The following is a 16,423-nucleotide window of genomic DNA, read 5'->3' as shown; positions in this document are numbered from 1 at the left end:
AAAAGAAGACAACGGAGTACATCATGAGTCAACTGTTAAAAGATAAAGTTGCATTTATTACTGGTTCAGCCAGTGGTATTGGACATGAAATTGCAAAGAAATTTGCCAATGAAGGTGCAAAAGTTGTCATTTCTGATATGAATGCCCAGAAGTGTGCTGAAACGGTGGCGGCACTTCAAAAGCAAGGTTTTGAAGCATTGTCTGCGCCTTGCGATGTGACCGATGAAGAGGCATATAAAACAGCGATTGAACTGACTCAGAAAACCTATGGGCGGTTGGACATCCTCATTAATAATGCGGGTTTTCAGCATGTTGCTGTCATTGAAGACTTTCCAACCGCGGTCTATCAAAAGCTGATTAATGTCATGTTGGTGGGGTCGTTCATTGGCATTAAGTACGCATTTCCAATCATGAAAGCACAGCAGTTTGGTCGCGTGATTAATATGGCCTCGATTAACGGTCTGATTGGATTTGCTGGCAAGGCCGGCTATAACAGTGCTAAGCATGGCGTGATTGGTTTGACCAAAGTTGCGGCTTTAGAGTGCGCACGCGATGGCATCACCGTGAATGCTCTGTGTCCGGGCTATGTCGACACGCCGTTGGTACGTGGTCAAATTCATGACTTGGCTAAAACCCGAAATGTCAGTGAACAAAGTGCATTAGAAGATGTGATTTTGGCGATGGTGCCGCAAAAACGCTTATTGAGTGTAGAAGAAATTGCGGATTATGCGATCTTTCTTGCCAGTGATAAGGCGGGCGGTGTAACGGGTCAAGCCGTGGTGATGGATGGTGGTTATACCGCGCAATAACTTAGCTCAGCACACGTTTAAAAATTGAGAAGCCTCGGATGTTCGTATCTGGGGCTTTTTTTATAGCGATAGATTTTGCAGAAAGACCTAGATTTAAATAGTAGTGAGCTTAGTGAATGCGTCAGTACATATAGAGTTATAGACTAAAGATTTTCAAATCCTTTCTCTTTTTCTGATTTATAGTTCAATGTTTAAACGTCTAGGATGGAAGATTTAATGTAGATCAATTAAATCAATAGATTAACGGTAAAATAGATGCATAACGATGATACAAATGAGCCTCAGAAATCACAAAATCAATAGGTACAGAAAACTCTCAGCACGGCTTCATTTGCTGATTTGGTATCAAAAAACTAAATTTTAATAAAAATAATTAGTTTTAAATCAATAAAAAAAGATGGTTTTATTTTTATCTTATTGAATGGATTATTCTTTTATTAAAGAGCATTGCAAATTACAGCTTCTGCCATACTTGATTTTCATCATCAAAAGACACCGTAAAATTAAAACGAGAGTCCGCTGTTACCAAGTAACCTGTAGGTGTTTTCATGAGAACTTTGAGCACAGTGCCTTCTTCAAAGTTAATGGGTGGAAAGTCTTCTTTTGTCAGTGTGAGTGGTTTGATCAGTTCAAGTACTAGGGTTTCCATGTCATAGATCCAATAGTTTTTAATGAAAAGATAGTAGCATGAAGTCATTTTAAAATGTGCAAACTTCATTCTTTTATACATAAAATCAACAAGTAATCGTATGGTTGTCAGAGAAATACCATCATTGCACTCGCTTTAAATCCTAAGCAATTTTTCAGTTTGAAACCCAAAAGTTATAAGCAATAAAATATTATTTTAAATCTGGGGTAAAGCCCGTTCGTATTTTCATAAGTTATTGAAATAATTTATTTTGATTGTGATGTGACTGATCAAGTCGGAAAATAATGTCCTGAGCTCTTGTGAAGGGGCATACAAATCAAATAACGTATAACCCAATAAGGATAAGTAAAGTGTACAAACTTGCTGTAATGCGATTGTACTAAATTAAGAAATAAGGATTAGTATGCACGGATTGCATACCTGAAACATAAAAGGGATATATATCGTTCATGTTTAAGTCATTTTTCCCAAACCCTAGATGGTTCTTCATTTCAGTATTACTTTGGTCGGTGATCAATGTCGTACTGTGGTACACAGGGGGAAATACATGGGGAAGCGCCATAGGTTGGCCGCAAGGATATGCAACGGCTGAACTGCCTATAGGAGTGAGCCGTTTTTGGTCTCCGTCTTTTCTGTGGTTCTATCTCTGGTTTTTTATAGCAACAACCTTTTTTGCCTTATTTTGGCGTTTTGTCTCAGACAATAAATGGCAACGATGGTCGATTTGGGGCTCCGCATTTATTCTGTTTAACATCTGGTTTGGTGTACAGGTCAGTGTTGCCATCAACGCATGGTATGGACCATTTTGGGATCTCATTCAAAGCATGCTTGGAAAAGGGGGGAACATTAAAGACCTATATATGGGTACTTTAACCTTCTTGTATATTGCGATGGTTGCGGTCACTTTCGCAGTGATCAATGCCTTTTTCACCAGCCACTATGTGTTTCGGTGGCGTACAGCGATGAATGAATACTACACCCAACACTGGGAAAAATTGCGTCATATAGAAGGGGCATCACAACGTGTGCAAGAAGACACTATGCGCTTTGCTACCATTTTAGAAGATTTGGGCGTTGAGTTGATCAAGGCTGTGATGGTGTTGGTAGCTTTCTTACCAATTCTATTTGAGCTTTCAAAGCATGTTCCTGAATTGCCTATTGTGGGTGAAGTAAAGCATTCCCTAGTTTGGGCTTCTATTATTTGGGCTATTTTTGGTACGGTCTTGTTAATGGTAGTAGGAAGTAAACTGCCAGGTTTAGAGTTTAACAATCAAAAAGTAGAAGCAGCTTACCGTAAGGAATTGGTTTATGGGGAAGACCATGCAGACCGTGCCCAACCTGCAACATTGGTCGAACTGTTTAGCAGAGTAAGAAAGAATTATTTTAGACTTTATTTTCACTATGCTTATTTTAACTTAGTCGCGACATGGTATCGACAACTAGATATTTTATACAGTTTGGTGGTGTTATTTCCCGCAATTGCAGCAGGGAAAATGACTTTGGGTTTAATCAACCAAATTGGTAATGTGTTTGATAAAGTACGAGAGTCATTTCAATATCTAATTCTGTCATGGAAAACCATTATTGAATTGCTCTCAATTTATAAGCGTCTGAAAGCTTTTGAATCGACTTTGGATGACTAAATATTTTTGATGTATCTCACCTGTCTTTCATGGCAGGTTTTTTATGTGCTCAAGCATCGTTTTGTCTGTAACTTCTGTTGTGTGGTTCAAACTAAATTTATGAAATGTTGTTGAGATTATCATAAAACAAAGCAGAATGATGTGTACGTCAAACTAAAATAAATAATAAAAACAGTTATTTAAGTTTGTTATTTTAGGCGCTTTCCGCTAATGTTTTTATGCGGGTGTTTAAGAGTAAAGTCGTAGTGAATTATAAAATTTTATGTGTATTTGGGGTTTTGGGGAGTGTGTTGCAGGGCTGTACCAGTCTGGGAAATATAGCACAAGCACCTTTTACAAATATTGCATCACCACAAGAACTAATCGTAGAACGAAAAATTAATGATATCGATAAAAACAGCAAAGAATACGTGTATCACACGGTAGGTGTAAAAAATGAAAAAGATATCGAGGCACTATATCCACGGAGCATTTTTAGTCAATATTGCCAAGCACATGGTGGGCGTTTTACTCAGACACAAAAAAGTAGTTTTAGCTTAGTGAAAGATCCGTGGGCGAAAAAATTACTTCGTACCTATAACAGTTTAAAACAGGGCACGGGTACTTTTCGTTGCCAACTCAATAATAGCGAACAGTGGCTGGTGAGTATTGAGGCAGTGTCTGAACGTAAACTGCCTAATTCAAATGATACGCGTGTGGTTAATCTACAAAGCAAAGTATTGACTGAGTCAGCACCACGAAGTATGACCCCTATTACGCCAAGCAAAAAAACGGTGACGAAGGCACCTGCCACCAAGGCAGAAGTGAAGAAAGAGGAAGAAAGCAAAAAAGAAGTTGAGCCTAAAAAAGAAAGCAAAGTTGAAGTACCACCTAAAGTCGTCAAAGCTGTAGAAACACCGCAGCAGCAACAGGCTAAACTGTATGTGGCTGCACGCCGTGATATTAACAGTGGACGCAACCAAGTCGCTGCCTGTAACAGTGCACAACGCGCATATAACTATGGTCGTTTGCCGGGGTCGGATGCCTCAAATGTCTATACCGAATCGGGCATATTAGTTGCACGTTGTTTAACGGGTATTCCAAGTTATAGCAGTCGTTTTTCCAACCCGAAAGGGCAGGCAAAATATGTTTTGCAGAACTTAGCCAAAAACCATAACCACACAGGTGCTAAAAATATGCTCAAGCAAATGAAGTAAGATTTTCGGCTGTTTGCGACCCAACTTCATGTGAGCACCTCAACCAAAGGAATAACATCATGAGTAATGTCCAAACACCAGCCACCTATTTTACTGCGCCTTTGCTGGATCAGACCGTGCAAGAAATAGACGTTGATATTTCAGCTCAGCCTTATTTTTACAACAATGGCGGAACACCCAAGTATTTAGCCGATGTATCAGATGCTATTGAGCTGATCCAAGCATCCTCAACCAACGCCCATATGAGTATGGGCCATGTTTATGATGTACCCAAAGAAATTGCAACGATCCAAACCCATTGGGGAGAGCAGACTCAGTTAGCATTCGCGGGAAACACTTTTGAGTTTATGCCACTCAAAGCCACGCCAGAAACTGCTGCTGCATTTGGTATGACTTTAGTGAAAGCTGGACAGGCGATAGAGGTGCAGGCTACGCAGAAAAAGTTGTCTCAAATTGAATATCAATATGGCATGTTGGCGGGCCATTTTTTTCCTTATGACCCAACTCAAATCAATCTAATCGCAAAAACCTTATACCCCTTTGTCATCACAGACTTAGAACATCATGACTTTCCGCATGTGTTTGCTTCGACCGATCAAAATCAATTGCCGTTGGTGATCTCAGCAGGACGATATTTTCCAAAAGACCGAAAAATTTACTTGGCTGACTTGTGGGTAGCACATGGTGATGCACTTTATATTCCTGAAATGCCGAAGCAAGTCGCTCCGGAATTTATTGATTTACATAATAACCGTAATGCTGCTTTAGCGTGTTGGAAGGGCGAAAGTGATCAATCTACGATTCAGATGCATACTTTGCTTGACCCCAAAGGTTATTTCTATTGGTTTTGGAATGCATGCCCGACCATACACCCACAGCTCACAGCCTTTGAAACTGCTGAGTTAAATAGGGAAATCGCTTGAATTGAGCGATTTAATTTTCTCCAACTACACGGTAATTTTACAGTTCCATAACAGGCTGATTGGCGGGCTTTGTGATACAAAGAATGCAATTGTTGATTGGAGTTGAGTTTATGTCACAGCCTGTTTTAAGCGTTTTACGTGGTCGGTCTTCTGCTATTTTTCGTCATGCTGTTTTGGCAGTAGCATTGTGTGGTTCAGTTCAAGTTGCAACGGCCAGTACTACAATCGACCAACTGAGTAATTGTTTGGTGAAGTCAACGACAGCAACAGATAAAACCACTGTGTTGCAGTGGACGTTTGCGGCACTGGCTGCACATCCAGATCTGAAAGTGTATAGCAATGTCACCGATGCACAGCGTACACAGCTAGATAAAAACTTAGCACAAGTCTTACAACGCATTTTGGTGGAGCAATGTTCAGCGCAGACCAAAGCCGTGATTCAAGCCGAAGGCTTACAAGCGGTTGGAGATAGTTTTCAGGAACTTGGACAGATTACAGGTGAGGAAATTTTAAAGAACCCTGAAGTGAAAGGGCAGTTGCAAGGTGTACTGCGCTATGTGGATTTGAATAAATTGGTGACGACTTTTTTAACCCCAGAGATTTGGAATAAGTTGGGTGTAACGAGGTAGTTCACTCTTTGAAAAATATGAATAGTGAGAGCGATTTATAAACTGAATCGAAAGCATTAATGTTATAAAAAAGTCATTAAAAAAGCTCCTTGACTCGAAGGAGCTTTTTTATTTTTGAATCTAAAAAGATGATAAACCATGCCATAAAAGATTCACTTGAGGAACAACACAATTAAATCGTCACAGTCGCTCCTAAAGCTTGAATAAACTGTGCCATCCAAGTAGGGTGTGCAGGCCAAGCAGGCGCTGTGATCAAGTGCCCATCAGTTACAGCTTCCGTCACTTCAATGTTCGCATAAGTGCCGCCTGCAAGTTTCACTTCGGCTGCGCACGCAGGGTAAGCTGAACAAGTACGGCCTTTGAGTATATCGGCGGCTGCAAGAATTTGTGCACCATGACAAACTGCTGCAATTGGTTTTTTCGCAGCATCAAACTCACGTACGATCTCAAGGATACGTTCATTCATGCGTAAATATTCGGGCGCGCGACCACCGGGAATGACTAAACCAACATAGTCCGCAGTGTGTACTGCTTCAAAGTTGTAGTTGATGGCAAAGTTATGACCGCGTTTTTCACTATAGGTTTGCTCGCCTTCAAAGTCATGAATGGCTGTAGCTATGCTTTCGCCCTCACTTTTATTGGGACAGACTGCATGTACTGTATAACCGAGACCCGTTAAAAACTGAAAAGGCACCATGGTTTCATAGTCTTCGGCATAGTCACCTACGAGCATTAAAATTTGTTTTGACATCTTTAAACCCTCTTTATTGTTTGTACATATTTATGTTCAATTTTGATCTAAATTAGCACAGTTCAGATGTCATTTTTAAGTCATTCACTGCTCTTTAGTCGTATAACTGAATTCATTTTTTATAAAAAAGCCCCAAGTAATTGAGGCACTTAAGTTGTATATAAAAGCATGATAAATCAATCAGTTTGCATACTCATGGATATGAAATTTACTATGCTAAGGTGTTATTAGTCTAATGTGCAGGCTTTGCCGTTATATTCATAATGGTTGACATCATATTTTTGACCATTCCAGCGGTAAACAGCAAAACAAAATCCGGGGCCACCATTTTCAATATCTGGCCAGCCGTCTTTCCCTTTGGTTTTTAGAAAAGTAGGGATGCCCATGTTTTCAAAAATGAGTTTCCAATTTCCATTTTTTTGCTGAGCAACGATGCGGTAGCCCGTACCCGTATTGCCATAGCACATGGTGCTGTAGTCTGAAATGACTGCGTCTTTTAGGCCGTCACCATTGAGGTCTTTATATGTGGTGATTTCACCTATGTTACAGCTACCTTCCCAGCCATGTTTGGTTTTTGAGAAGCCTGCGGCTTTAAAGATTTGGCTAGCTTCTTTAGCTGGAACATTGAGCTTGGTTTCTGCAAAGATGGTGGTGCTAAGGAGGGCAAGGGTAGAAACTGTTAGAATGGCTGTTTTCATTTTTGTCCTTTGATTTTTTGAAAGTAGTTAATTTTTTAGTAATGACATGGGTTCAGTGTAGCTGTTTTTTGAATGTTAGCTAGCTTGTTTTAGCTCTTACCTAGCGCGGTAGGTTTATATTAGTTTTGTAATTTTTTTGTATATAATAGGGAGTAATGAATGGTTAATGTGTTTTTATGATTGAAAATAAAGTGAAAAAATTATATTGGCTAACTGGAGCCCTTGTATTGGGTTTTATTAGTTATTTGGGTTGGATTTATTATTCTTTTTATATGGATGTTAAAGAAGTAAAAGATTCGGCTTTGCGCCATACTTTTGAAAATGGACCTTTTAGCCATCCAATAGCTAGTAATGATTATGTTTCAACTTGGGGCGCATTTGGGGACTTTATAGGGGGGACTCTTAATCCTATAGTTGGTTTATTGAGCGTTATTCTTTTGTTTTTAACTTGGACTGTAACAAAAGATACACTTTTAACAACAAAGAAAGAGCTTGCTGAAAGTGCTAAAGCTTTTAATGCTACTGCTGATGCTCAAAAAGAGATTCAAAGGACCCAGTCACTTCAACAGTTTGATACTATTTTTTTCTCAATGATCAATAATTTAAATAACGTCTATGCTGTTTTGAGCGAAAATAGTACAGGAAATAAAGAGTCTGAATTGGATAAGTGCTATAGAAAGTGTTTTGGAGATGACGACACTACTTTGTTAGAGAGACAATATTATATTGATGATAGTCATCAACTTAGAAAATTTTTTCTAATGCTTTATCAAATTATAAAAAATATCTTTGTACACGACAAAAAAAGATAACTCATTGAAATAATGGCATAATACTTGTTTTCTGACGACGAATATGATGACACATTTCAATGAGTTACATCTCATCTTAAACAAATATCTAAAGTGGAACAAGTCACATGCAAAATGTTTTACACTGATTATGCTTGCATTAATTGTAAAACAGACATGTAATCTTTCTTCTGCATCTAAAGCCTTACCCATCAAGTGCTTACCACAATCATTTTATCGACGTATACAACGCTTCTTTGCAGGTCAGTATTTCGATTATCGTCAAATTTCTCAGTTAATTTTCAATATATTTTCATTTGATAAAGTCCAATTAACTTTGGATAGAACTAATTGGAAATGGGGAAAACGAGATATCAATATCTTGATGTTAGCCATCGTCTATCGTGGAATAGCGATACCTATTGTTTGGACATTGCTCAATAAACGTGGAAATTCAGATACAAAAGAGCGTATTGCTTTGATTCAACGCTTTATCTCCATTTTTGGTAAAGATCGTATTGTGAATGTGTTTGCAGACAGAGAATTTATCGGTGAGAAATGGTTTACATGGTTAATTGAAAATGACATTAACTTCTGTATACGTGTTAAAAAAACTTTATTGTGACCAATCACTTAGCCAAGAATCATAAAATTAGTGATTTATTTCGTCATCTTCAAGTTGGTCAAACTGAATGTCGTAAACGACGTATTTGGGTTGGTCGAGTGAAACTGTATATTAGTGCGCTACGATTAGAAGATGGAGAACTTTTACTTGTTGTTTCTCCTATGTTTAATGCTTCTGCTATTCGTGATTATGCATTACGCTGGGAAATCGAAACGTTATTTAGTTGTCTCAAAGGACGTGGATTCAATCTTGAAAATACTCGTTTAACAGACCCTAGACGAGTCAAAAAATTGATAGCAGTGCTAGCTATCGGTTTCTGTTGGTGCTATTTAACAGGTGAATGGCAACATGATCGAAAAAAAGCGATAAAAATAAAGAAGCATGGACGACTTTCAGTAAGTTTATTTCGCTACGGTTTGGACTATGTTCAAATGGCTATTCTACGTTTGATTGGTTTTGGAAAAAAAGAAGAATTTAAGAAAGTGCTAGCAATTTTAAGAAAGAAAAAGCCTGATAGGACAAGGGTCCTATGAAATTTGTCGTGTACAGAGAAAAAATATAAAAAATAATATTTCTAATAATGAAAATTTTAGTGAGAAGGAAAAAACTGAGTTGATAAGATTATATGCGAATATACTGCGTTCTAGTTTAGATAATAAAATATTACAGTTGCTCCTTTTGAATATTTATGAAAGATTCGAAAAATACTCTGGCTATTTGAGAGACTTTAGATTTTTTGAACATATGGATTTTAGAAATCATAATGAAAAATATTATTGGAATTATGCTTTATTGGAGGTGGTTGTGAAGTTTGGGGAGCATTATTTCTATACATCTGATTGGTATAATGATCTTAAAAAAAATGATTTAATGAAGGGTGTTTTTCATTGGGGGGATGATTTTTATAATCAGAATCTTTTTTCAAAAAAATATTTAAAAAAATATTTAGATAAAAAAATTCGCATTTATTATCAAAACTCTTATGTTGAAATAATATTTGGAACTGATTCTATTAATGTAAATAACTTAAGATTGAGTTTTAATCAAGATGGTAATAGACATTTAAGTGCAAAAATAGATATCTTTAGAGATAAATTTCTATTGAAGAAAGATAGTTTGTATTACCAGTTAAAAGTTAGTCAAAACGATATCATGATATTAACAAGTGATTCTAAATTAAAAAACTTCTTACCTATAGAGAAAAACAAAATTGGTATAGTTGAAAAAGGAAACCCGCTTTAAAGCGGGTTTTCTTTTGAAACTAAATCAGATCAACCAATCAACTTCTTCATCAATTCATTCACTTGCGCAGGGTTAGCTTTACCCTTAGACGCTTTCATCACTTGACCAACAAGGCCATTGAAAGCTTTCTCTTTACCAGATTTAAACTCTTCAACCATCTTTTCGTTGGCAGCAAGGACATCTTTAATAATCGCTTCAATCGCACCTGTATTAGTTTCCTGCTTCAAGCCTTTTTCCGCAATAATTTCGTCCGCGGTTTTGCCTTCATCCCACATAAAGCCAAACACTTGCTTCGCAATCTTGCCGCTAATGGTGTTATCCACGATACGCGCAACCATGCCGCCCAGTTTTTCAGCAGAAACAGGAGAGTCTGCCAGTTCTAAGCCTGCTTTATTTAAAGCACCTGAGAATTCGCCCATCACCCAGTTTGCAGACACTTTACCTTGTGCAGCACCGCCAGCAGCAGCCACAACCACTTCATAAAAGTCTGACATTTCACGGGTCAGCGTCAACACATGTGCATCGTATTCAGTGACACCAAAGTCCGCTACGAAACGCTCACGACGCGCCGCAGGAAGTTCAGGCAATGCAGCACGAGCAGTTTCAATTTGCTCATCTGAAATAATCACAGGCAACAAGTCTGGGTCTGGGAAGTAGCGGTAATCGTTCGCTTCTTCTTTCGAACGCATCGAACGTGTTTCCATCTTCACAGGGTCGAATAGGCGCGTTTCTTGGTCAATCGTGCCGTCCCATTCCAAAATTTCCATTTGGCGTTCAATTTCGACATTGATCGCTTGTTCAATGAAACGGAATGAGTTGAGGTTTTTTAACTCGCAACGTGTACCGAACGGTTGACCCGGACGACGTAACGACACGTTACAGTCAGCACGGAATGAACCTTCTGCCATGTTGCCGTCAGAAATACCTAACCAGCGCACTAAAGTGTGAATCGACTTGATATAAGCCACCGCTTCTTCAACCGAACGCATATCGGGTTCAGACACGATTTCAAGTAAAGGCGTACCTGCACGGTTTAAGTCGATGCCTGACATACCTTCAAACTGGTCATGGATCGATTTACCTGCATCTTCTTCAAGGTGAGCACGCGTTACGCCAATGCGCTTTACCGTACCATCTTCAAGTTGAATGTCGATATGACCCAAGCCCACAATCGGGTTGTCCATCTGGCTAATTTGGTAGCCTTTTGGAGAGTCAGGGTAGAAGTAGTTTTTACGTGCAAACACAGACGCTTGGTCGATGTAGGCATCAATACCCAAACCAAAGCGAATAGCTAAATCGACCACTTCTTTATTTAATACAGGTAGTACCCCTGGCATTGCCAAGTCAACGAGGCTGGCTTGGGTATTTGGGTCTTGACCAAATTCGGTCGAAGAACCTGAGAAGATTTTAGATTGGGTCGCAAGCTGAGTGTGAATCTCAATCCCGATCACGACTTCCCAACCATCAATCAATAATGATTTTGGTTTAGCAGCATTTTTAGTCATTATGCATTCTCCTCAGCAATTGCCGCACGTTTCGTATGCCAATCCGTCGCTTGTTGGTACTGATGTACCACAGACAACAGTTGAGATTCTGACCAATAGTTACCAATCAGCTGTAAGCCCACAGGTAAATTGTCTTTGTCAAAACCAACAGGTGCATTAATCGCAGGAAGCCCCGCAAGGTTAACCGCGATGGTGTAAATGTCGCCCAAGTACATTTCAACTGGAGACAAGTTCGCGCCAATTTTATAAGCCGTGGTTGGCGCAGAAGGTGCAGCAATCACATCAACCGATTCAAACGCTTTTAAGAAGTCTTGTTGAATTAGACGACGGACTTTTTGTGCTTTGACATAGTAAGCATCGTAGTAACCCGCAGACAACGCATATGTACCAATCAAAATACGACGTTGCACTTCTGCACCAAAACCTTCAGAACGTGAACGTTTGTATAAGTCCATCAGATCAACAGGGTTCTCTGCACGGTAGCCATAACGTACGCCATCATAGCGCTGTAAGTTAGAAGATGCTTCAGCAGGGGCAATCAAGTAATACGTCGGCACATAAGCTTCAGTCATGTTGAGATCAATCTCAACCAAGGTCGCGCCCATGTCTTCTAACTTTTTCAATGATTCTTCAACACGTGCTTTCACGTCTGCATCTAAACCAGCGACATTGAAGTATTGCTTTGGAATACCAATACGTAGACCTTGAACCGAGGTGCCGTTTAGGTTGGCTACATAGTCATCAACATCTTTTTCAACCGATGTTGAGTCTTTCGCGTCATGACCTGCCATCACATTCATCAGGTAGGCACAGTCTTCAGCCGAACGTGCCATTGGCCCGCCCTGATCCAGTGATGATGCATAGGCAATCATACCGAAACGAGAGACACGGCCATAACTTGGCTTAAGGCCCGTTAAGCCACAGAACGATGCCGGTTGGCGAATTGAACCACCCGTGTCCGTACCTGTGGCAAATGGAGCTAGGTCCGCTGCAACCGCTGCCGCAGAACCACCTGAAGAACCCCCAGGTACATGGCCTAAGTTCCAAGGGTTTGCTGTAGCGCCGTAGAATGAATTCTCAGAGGTTGAACCCATTGCAAACTCGTCCATGTTCACTTTACCCAAAGTGACTAGACCAGCGGCTTTGCCTTTCGCTACAACGGTGGCGTCGTAAGGAGAGATAAAGTTATCCAACATTTTTGAGCCCGCAGTGGTTTTAATGCCTTGGGTACAAAAAATGTCTTTGTGTGCAATTGGCACACCTGTCAATGCGGTTGCTGTGCCTGCTTTAATTGCAGCATCGGCAGCATCGGCTTGTGCAAGCGCTTGTTCTGCAGTCACGGTTACATAAGATTTAACTTGTGTATCCAGTTTTGCAATGCGCTTTAAATAATGTTCGGTCAGTTCGCGAGATGAAAATTTAGCCCCAGCTAAACCCTCAGAGAGTTCACGAATCGATAAGCGATGTAAATCTGTCATGAGAAATGTCTTTACGTTAATTTTTACAAAATAATGGTTTAACTGAATAGAAATTATTCAATCACGCGAGGAACAAGGTACAAACCGTCTTGCACTTGCGGTGCAATAGCTTGATATTCATCACGATGATTGGTTTCTGAAACCACATCTTCACGTAAGGGTTGTGGGTGATCAAATGGGCTTTTAAGCGGCTCAACACCATCGGTGTCGATGCCTTTTAAGGTTTCCATCATGCCTAAAATTTTATTTAGACTTTGAGCATATTCAGCAGATTGCGTATCATCTAGCGACAATCGAGCAAGATTGGCGATTGCTGAAACTGTTTGTGCATTTAAATCTGCAGAATGCTGTGCATCCGATGTAGACATAACATCACCTGAGTCAGTATTAAAAAATTTCAAAATATCGTGCGTTATAATAAGCGATTGACTTGTTCAAATCATCACATTTAGTTAAAGTTGCCACCTTGCGTCCACATAAAGTTTAATCGAGAACGTCTCCGTGATTCTAAAAAGACTAATTGGCTTGTTTTCGCCCGATCTAGCCATTGATTTAGGTACAGCAAATACACTTATTTATGCACCAGGACGAGGCATTATATTAAATGAACCGACAGTTGTGGCAATTCGTCACAGTGGTTCACAAAAAATCGTTGCCGCGGTAGGTCTTGATGCAAAGCAAATGCTGGGCCGTACACCTGCAAATATCTCTGCCATTCGTCCAATGAAGGATGGCGTGATTGCCGATTTTGAAGTGACCGAAACCATGCTGAACCAATTTATTGGTAAAGTACATGAAAAACGTCTGTTCCCACCTGCACCTCGTGTTGTGGTGTGTGTGCCTTGCAAATCAACTTTGGTTGAGCGTCGTGCTATTCGTGAAGCTGTATTTAATGCAGGCGCGCGTGATGTTCGTTTGATTGAAGAACCAATGGCTGCTGCAATTGGTGCAGGTATGCCAGTTGAACAAGCATGCGGTTCAATGGTGGTCGATGTTGGTGGTGGTACAACTGAAATTGCGATTATTTCGCTTCAAGGTTGTGTCTATGCTGACTCATTACGTATTGGTGGTGATGTATTTGATGAACAAATCATTAACTACGTACGTAAAGCACATGGTTGCGTGATTGGTGAAACTACCGCTGAAATTATCAAGAAAGAAGTGGGTATGGCTTTACCAGAAGCCGATGCCAAAGCACTTGAAATTGAAGTTCGCGGCCGTAACCTTGCTGAAGGTGTGCCACGTGCGATCACTGTGACTTCGGACGAAATTACTCAAGCGATTTCTGATCCATTACAAAGTATTGTTTCAGCTGTGAAATCTGCACTTGAGCAAACGCCTCCAGAGTTGTCTTCAGACATCGCTGAGCGCGGTATCGTGTTGACAGGTGGTGGCGCATTACTCCGTAACCTCGATAAACTTCTTGCACAAGAAACAGGCTTACCTGTGGTGGTTGCAGAAGATCCTCTAACTTGCGTCACTCGTGGTGGTGGTAAAGTTTTAGAATTCTTCGATAATCCAAATCACGACATGTTATTTGTAGGCTAATAAAGGAATCGGCGGGTGCAAACAAATCTGTTTTCCAGACAACCGCCATCTTTTCGCTCATTTATCATTGCAGTGATCACATGCTTGGTCGTGCTGTTTTTTAACTGGCGCATGCCACATGTGATTCAGCCTGCAAGAGATGTCTTGTACGCCGCTTATAATCCAATTTATGCCGTAGCAAGTTATCCCGTGTTATCGCGAGAGTGGCTGAATCAACAAACCAAGTCTGAAGCTCAATTGCGCCGTGAAAATACCGCGATGCAGGCTGAGTTATTGCAGGCGCAGGTGCGTTTACAAAAATTATCTGAATTATCTGCGGAAAATACGCGTTTACGCGGTCTGTTAGATACACCTTTGATCATTGATGGTCGTATGGAGATTGCAGAAGTCATTGGAACCGATGCTGATCCGCTGCGTCATATTATTGTGGTAAACCGTGGTGCCAACAGTCAGCTAAAAGTCGGGCAAACCGTGCTCGATGACAAAGGGATTATGGGACAGATTATCAATGTCTATCCGCATAGTAGTCGCGTCATGTTGCTTTCAGATAAAGAACATTCTCTTTCGGTTCGCTTAGAGCGATCTGGAATGCGTGCCATTGTTTCAGGGACTGGAGATTTGGGTCATTTGAAAATGGAATACGTGCCGACCAGTGCCGAAATCAAAGTGGGTGAAAAAGTGTATAGCTCTGGTTTAGGTGAGCATTTTCCAGCAGGTTATCTGGTGGGCACCATTTCAAAAATCAGTCGTCATAATTCAGGCGAGTTTGCTCAAATTGATGTTGTTCCTGCTGCACAGTTAGCGGGTGGGCATCATGTCGTTGTGTTATTTTCCGATTCTTTAGCGATGGAGCAACCGCATGCCGATCGCTAAACTTCGTGCTGCCAAACAGCGCGATCCCTTATTTCCGATCATTTTTTCAGTGATCATTGCTTCAGTGTTGATGGTCTATCCCTTATCTTATGCGATCTCTGGTTGGCGTCCACTGTTTATGATGATGGTAATGCTGTTTTGGGTGTTGTGCCAACCGACATGGAGCGGAATCTGGTTTGCCTTTGCAGTCGGGATTTTCACCGATTTACTGCTCGATACACCTTTGGGCTTAAACGCGCTCAGCTTTGTCCTGATTACATTTGTGTCCCGTTTTTTAACGCGTGAACGTCGAATTATGACCTTTGCTAATATTTGGGTCATCGCCACCTTGGCTGTGGTCGCGCATCTGTTTATTACGTGGATCGCACAAATTATGATTGGGGCACAGTTTTCCCTTGCACGTCATTGGCAACCGCTGTTGAGTAGTGTGCTGACTTTCCCGATGGTCTATTTCATGTTGAAGAAATGGCGCGTTTAATTTTAGCGTCCAGTTCGCCCCGTCGCCGTGAGCTGCTTGAACAGCTCGGTCTAGTCTTTGATATCTATAGTCCAGATATTGATGAGTCTGTACAAGCAGGCGAGTCGGTAGCCGATTATGTAGAGCGGTTGGCATGCGCCAAAGCTGAGGCAGTACAGCTTCAATATCCTGATGCAATTGTGATTGCTGCCGATACCAGTTTAGGGGTCGATCAAGAGATTTTAGGCAAACCTGAATCTAAGCAGCATGCATTTGAAATGTGGGAAAAAATTTCTGGCCGTAAGCATGATGTATATACTGCGGTTTGTGTCCGTACAAATACGCAAATTTCAAGTATAGTAGTTCGTACTGAAGTCGAATTTCAGCATTTGAGCCTGAATGATATGGAAGCATATTGGGCTACATCTGAACCTCTTGGCAAGGCGGGAGCCTACGCCATACAAGGCATTGCAGCACGTTATATTCCACGTATAGAGGGAAGCTATAGCAATGTCGTGGGGCTACCGTTGCATGAAACGGTACAGTTATTACAGGCAGTTAAGGCACTAAATTAACTGTCTCAAAAGATTTTTTATAATGTTTTGA

At 40.6% G+C, this 16,423-nt stretch carries 18 protein-coding genes; 12 read left to right on the top strand and 6 right to left on the bottom strand.

Annotation, left to right across the window (positions count from 1 at the left end; all coding sequences use genetic code 11):
- Positions 1-23: 23 nt before the first annotated feature.
- On the top strand, positions 24-809 hold the full coding sequence (locus AC4CUZ_RS17300) for a 3-hydroxybutyrate dehydrogenase (RefSeq protein WP_279702118.1): 786 nt from the start codon (positions 24-26) through the stop codon (positions 807-809).
- Positions 810-1,263: 454 nt separating this feature from the next.
- Here the strand turns inward: AC4CUZ_RS17300 and AC4CUZ_RS17295 are convergent, their stop codons facing one another.
- Positions 1,264-1,458: a hypothetical protein gene (locus AC4CUZ_RS17295; protein ID WP_004694700.1), complete on the bottom strand. Its 195-nt coding sequence runs from the start codon at positions 1,456-1,458 to the stop codon at positions 1,264-1,266.
- 449 nt (positions 1,459-1,907) lie between these two features.
- Here AC4CUZ_RS17295 and sbmA point away from each other — a divergent pair, with 449 nt between their 5' ends.
- From sbmA to AC4CUZ_RS17275, 4 genes are all read left to right on the top strand, one after another.
- Positions 1,908-3,101: a peptide antibiotic transporter SbmA gene (gene sbmA, locus AC4CUZ_RS17290; RefSeq protein WP_490747958.1), complete on the top strand. Its 1,194-nt coding sequence runs from the start codon at positions 1,908-1,910 to the stop codon at positions 3,099-3,101.
- Between the two features lie 245 nt (positions 3,102-3,346).
- Positions 3,347-4,297 (top strand): hypothetical protein, encoded by a 951-nt coding sequence (locus AC4CUZ_RS17285; protein WP_490747957.1) that lies wholly within the window; start codon positions 3,347-3,349, stop codon positions 4,295-4,297.
- A gap of 59 nt (positions 4,298-4,356) precedes the next feature.
- Entirely contained in the window at positions 4,357-5,220 is an 864-nt protein-coding gene (locus AC4CUZ_RS17280) for a hypothetical protein (protein WP_490747956.1), read from the top strand.
- A 110-nt stretch (positions 5,221-5,330) separates the two neighbouring features.
- Complete coding sequence (locus AC4CUZ_RS17275) at positions 5,331-5,849, top strand: hypothetical protein (protein WP_490747955.1); 519 nt, start codon at positions 5,331-5,333, stop codon at positions 5,847-5,849.
- 172 nt (positions 5,850-6,021) lie between these two features.
- On the opposite strand, the gene AC4CUZ_RS17270 is transcribed toward AC4CUZ_RS17275, so the two are convergent.
- Positions 6,022-6,600 (bottom strand): DJ-1/PfpI family protein, encoded by a 579-nt coding sequence (locus AC4CUZ_RS17270; RefSeq protein WP_490747954.1) that lies wholly within the window; start codon positions 6,598-6,600, stop codon positions 6,022-6,024.
- Positions 6,601-6,827: 227 nt separating this feature from the next.
- Positions 6,828-7,298, bottom strand: coding sequence for a hypothetical protein (locus AC4CUZ_RS17265; protein WP_490747953.1), 471 nt, complete (start codon positions 7,296-7,298; stop codon positions 6,828-6,830).
- Positions 7,299-7,474: 176 nt separating this feature from the next.
- Here AC4CUZ_RS17265 and AC4CUZ_RS17260 point away from each other — a divergent pair, with 176 nt between their 5' ends.
- From AC4CUZ_RS17260 to AC4CUZ_RS17250, 3 genes are all read left to right on the top strand, one after another.
- Complete coding sequence (locus AC4CUZ_RS17260) at positions 7,475-8,110, top strand: hypothetical protein (protein WP_490747952.1); 636 nt, start codon at positions 7,475-7,477, stop codon at positions 8,108-8,110.
- Between the two features lie 46 nt (positions 8,111-8,156).
- Positions 8,157-9,247 (top strand): IS4-like element ISAba33 family transposase gene (locus AC4CUZ_RS17255; RefSeq protein ID WP_160124087.1). Its coding sequence is split into 2 segments (ribosomal slippage): positions 8,157-8,697 and positions 8,697-9,247, totalling 1,092 coding nucleotides; the frame shifts between segments, so codons are not numbered across the junction.
- Positions 9,225-9,956, top strand: coding sequence for a putative phage abortive infection protein (locus tag AC4CUZ_RS17250; RefSeq protein ID WP_490748081.1), 732 nt, complete (start codon positions 9,225-9,227; stop codon positions 9,954-9,956). The genes AC4CUZ_RS17255 and AC4CUZ_RS17250 overlap by 23 nt, the downstream gene beginning before the upstream one ends.
- Before the next feature lie 29 nt (positions 9,957-9,985).
- Here the strand turns inward: AC4CUZ_RS17250 and gatB are convergent, their stop codons facing one another.
- Genes gatB through gatC form a run of 3 tightly spaced genes read right to left on the bottom strand, consistent with a single transcriptional unit; the run spans position 9,986 to position 13,307 of the window.
- Positions 9,986-11,461, bottom strand: coding sequence for an Asp-tRNA(Asn)/Glu-tRNA(Gln) amidotransferase subunit GatB (gatB, locus tag AC4CUZ_RS17245; protein ID WP_490747951.1), 1,476 nt, complete (start codon positions 11,459-11,461; stop codon positions 9,986-9,988).
- Positions 11,461-12,939, bottom strand: coding sequence for an Asp-tRNA(Asn)/Glu-tRNA(Gln) amidotransferase subunit GatA (gatA, locus tag AC4CUZ_RS17240; protein ID WP_490747950.1), 1,479 nt, complete (start codon positions 12,937-12,939; stop codon positions 11,461-11,463). Before gatA ends, gatB begins: the two co-directional genes overlap by 1 nt.
- Positions 12,940-12,992: 53 nt before the next feature.
- Positions 12,993-13,307 (bottom strand): Asp-tRNA(Asn)/Glu-tRNA(Gln) amidotransferase subunit GatC, encoded by a 315-nt coding sequence (gatC, locus tag AC4CUZ_RS17235; protein ID WP_004694671.1) that lies wholly within the window; start codon positions 13,305-13,307, stop codon positions 12,993-12,995.
- 133 nt (positions 13,308-13,440) lie between these two features.
- Between gatC and AC4CUZ_RS17230 the strand changes: the two genes are divergently transcribed.
- Genes AC4CUZ_RS17230 through AC4CUZ_RS17215 form a run of 4 tightly spaced genes read left to right on the top strand, consistent with a single transcriptional unit; the run spans position 13,441 to position 16,392 of the window.
- Positions 13,441-14,487, top strand: coding sequence for a rod shape-determining protein (locus tag AC4CUZ_RS17230; protein ID WP_004694670.1), 1,047 nt, complete (start codon positions 13,441-13,443; stop codon positions 14,485-14,487).
- Between the two features lie 15 nt (positions 14,488-14,502).
- Positions 14,503-15,360 (top strand): rod shape-determining protein MreC, encoded by an 858-nt coding sequence (mreC, locus tag AC4CUZ_RS17225; protein WP_004694667.1) that lies wholly within the window; start codon positions 14,503-14,505, stop codon positions 15,358-15,360.
- Positions 15,347-15,838 carry a rod shape-determining protein MreD gene (gene mreD, locus AC4CUZ_RS17220; protein WP_004981340.1) on the top strand — a complete coding sequence of 164 codons (492 nt, stop codon included), beginning with the start codon at positions 15,347-15,349 and terminating at the stop codon, positions 15,836-15,838. Before mreC ends, mreD begins: the two co-directional genes overlap by 14 nt.
- The gene (locus AC4CUZ_RS17215; protein ID WP_279044120.1) at positions 15,826-16,392 is read left to right on the top strand and encodes a Maf family nucleotide pyrophosphatase; all 567 of its coding nucleotides are present in this window, start codon (positions 15,826-15,828) and stop codon (positions 16,390-16,392) included. Before mreD ends, AC4CUZ_RS17215 begins: the two co-directional genes overlap by 13 nt.
- Positions 16,393-16,423: the final 31 nt, after the last annotated feature.

Source organism: Acinetobacter sp. 789_lipA (assembly GCF_058242845.1).
This window is presented reverse-complemented; position numbering and strand designations above follow the sequence as displayed.

Bases quoted from the DNA above. Each gene is read 5' to 3' on its own strand.
- AC4CUZ_RS17300 (WP_279702118.1), top strand. From the start codon at position 24: ATGAGTCAACTGTTAAAAGATAAAGTTGCATTTATTACTGGTTCAGCC.
- AC4CUZ_RS17295 (WP_004694700.1), bottom strand. From the start codon at position 1,458: ATGGAAACCCTAGTACTTGAACTGATCAAACCACTCACACTGACAAAA.
- sbmA (WP_490747958.1), top strand. From the start codon at position 1,908: ATGTTTAAGTCATTTTTCCCAAACCCTAGATGGTTCTTCATTTCAGTA.
- AC4CUZ_RS17280 (WP_490747956.1), top strand. From the start codon at position 4,357: ATGAGTAATGTCCAAACACCAGCCACCTATTTTACTGCGCCTTTGCTG.
- AC4CUZ_RS17275 (WP_490747955.1), top strand. From the start codon at position 5,331: ATGTCACAGCCTGTTTTAAGCGTTTTACGTGGTCGGTCTTCTGCTATT.
- AC4CUZ_RS17270 (WP_490747954.1), bottom strand. From the start codon at position 6,600: ATGTCAAAACAAATTTTAATGCTCGTAGGTGACTATGCCGAAGACTAT.
- AC4CUZ_RS17265 (WP_490747953.1), bottom strand. From the start codon at position 7,298: ATGAAAACAGCCATTCTAACAGTTTCTACCCTTGCCCTCCTTAGCACC.
- AC4CUZ_RS17260 (WP_490747952.1), top strand. From the start codon at position 7,475: ATGATTGAAAATAAAGTGAAAAAATTATATTGGCTAACTGGAGCCCTT.
- gatB (WP_490747951.1), bottom strand. From the start codon at position 11,461: ATGACTAAAAATGCTGCTAAACCAAAATCATTATTGATTGATGGTTGG.
- gatA (WP_490747950.1), bottom strand. From the start codon at position 12,939: ATGACAGATTTACATCGCTTATCGATTCGTGAACTCTCTGAGGGTTTA.
- gatC (WP_004694671.1), bottom strand. From the start codon at position 13,307: ATGTCTACATCGGATGCACAGCATTCTGCAGATTTAAATGCACAAACA.
- mreD (WP_004981340.1), top strand. From the start codon at position 15,347: ATGCCGATCGCTAAACTTCGTGCTGCCAAACAGCGCGATCCCTTATTT.
- AC4CUZ_RS17215 (WP_279044120.1), top strand. From the start codon at position 15,826: ATGGCGCGTTTAATTTTAGCGTCCAGTTCGCCCCGTCGCCGTGAGCTG.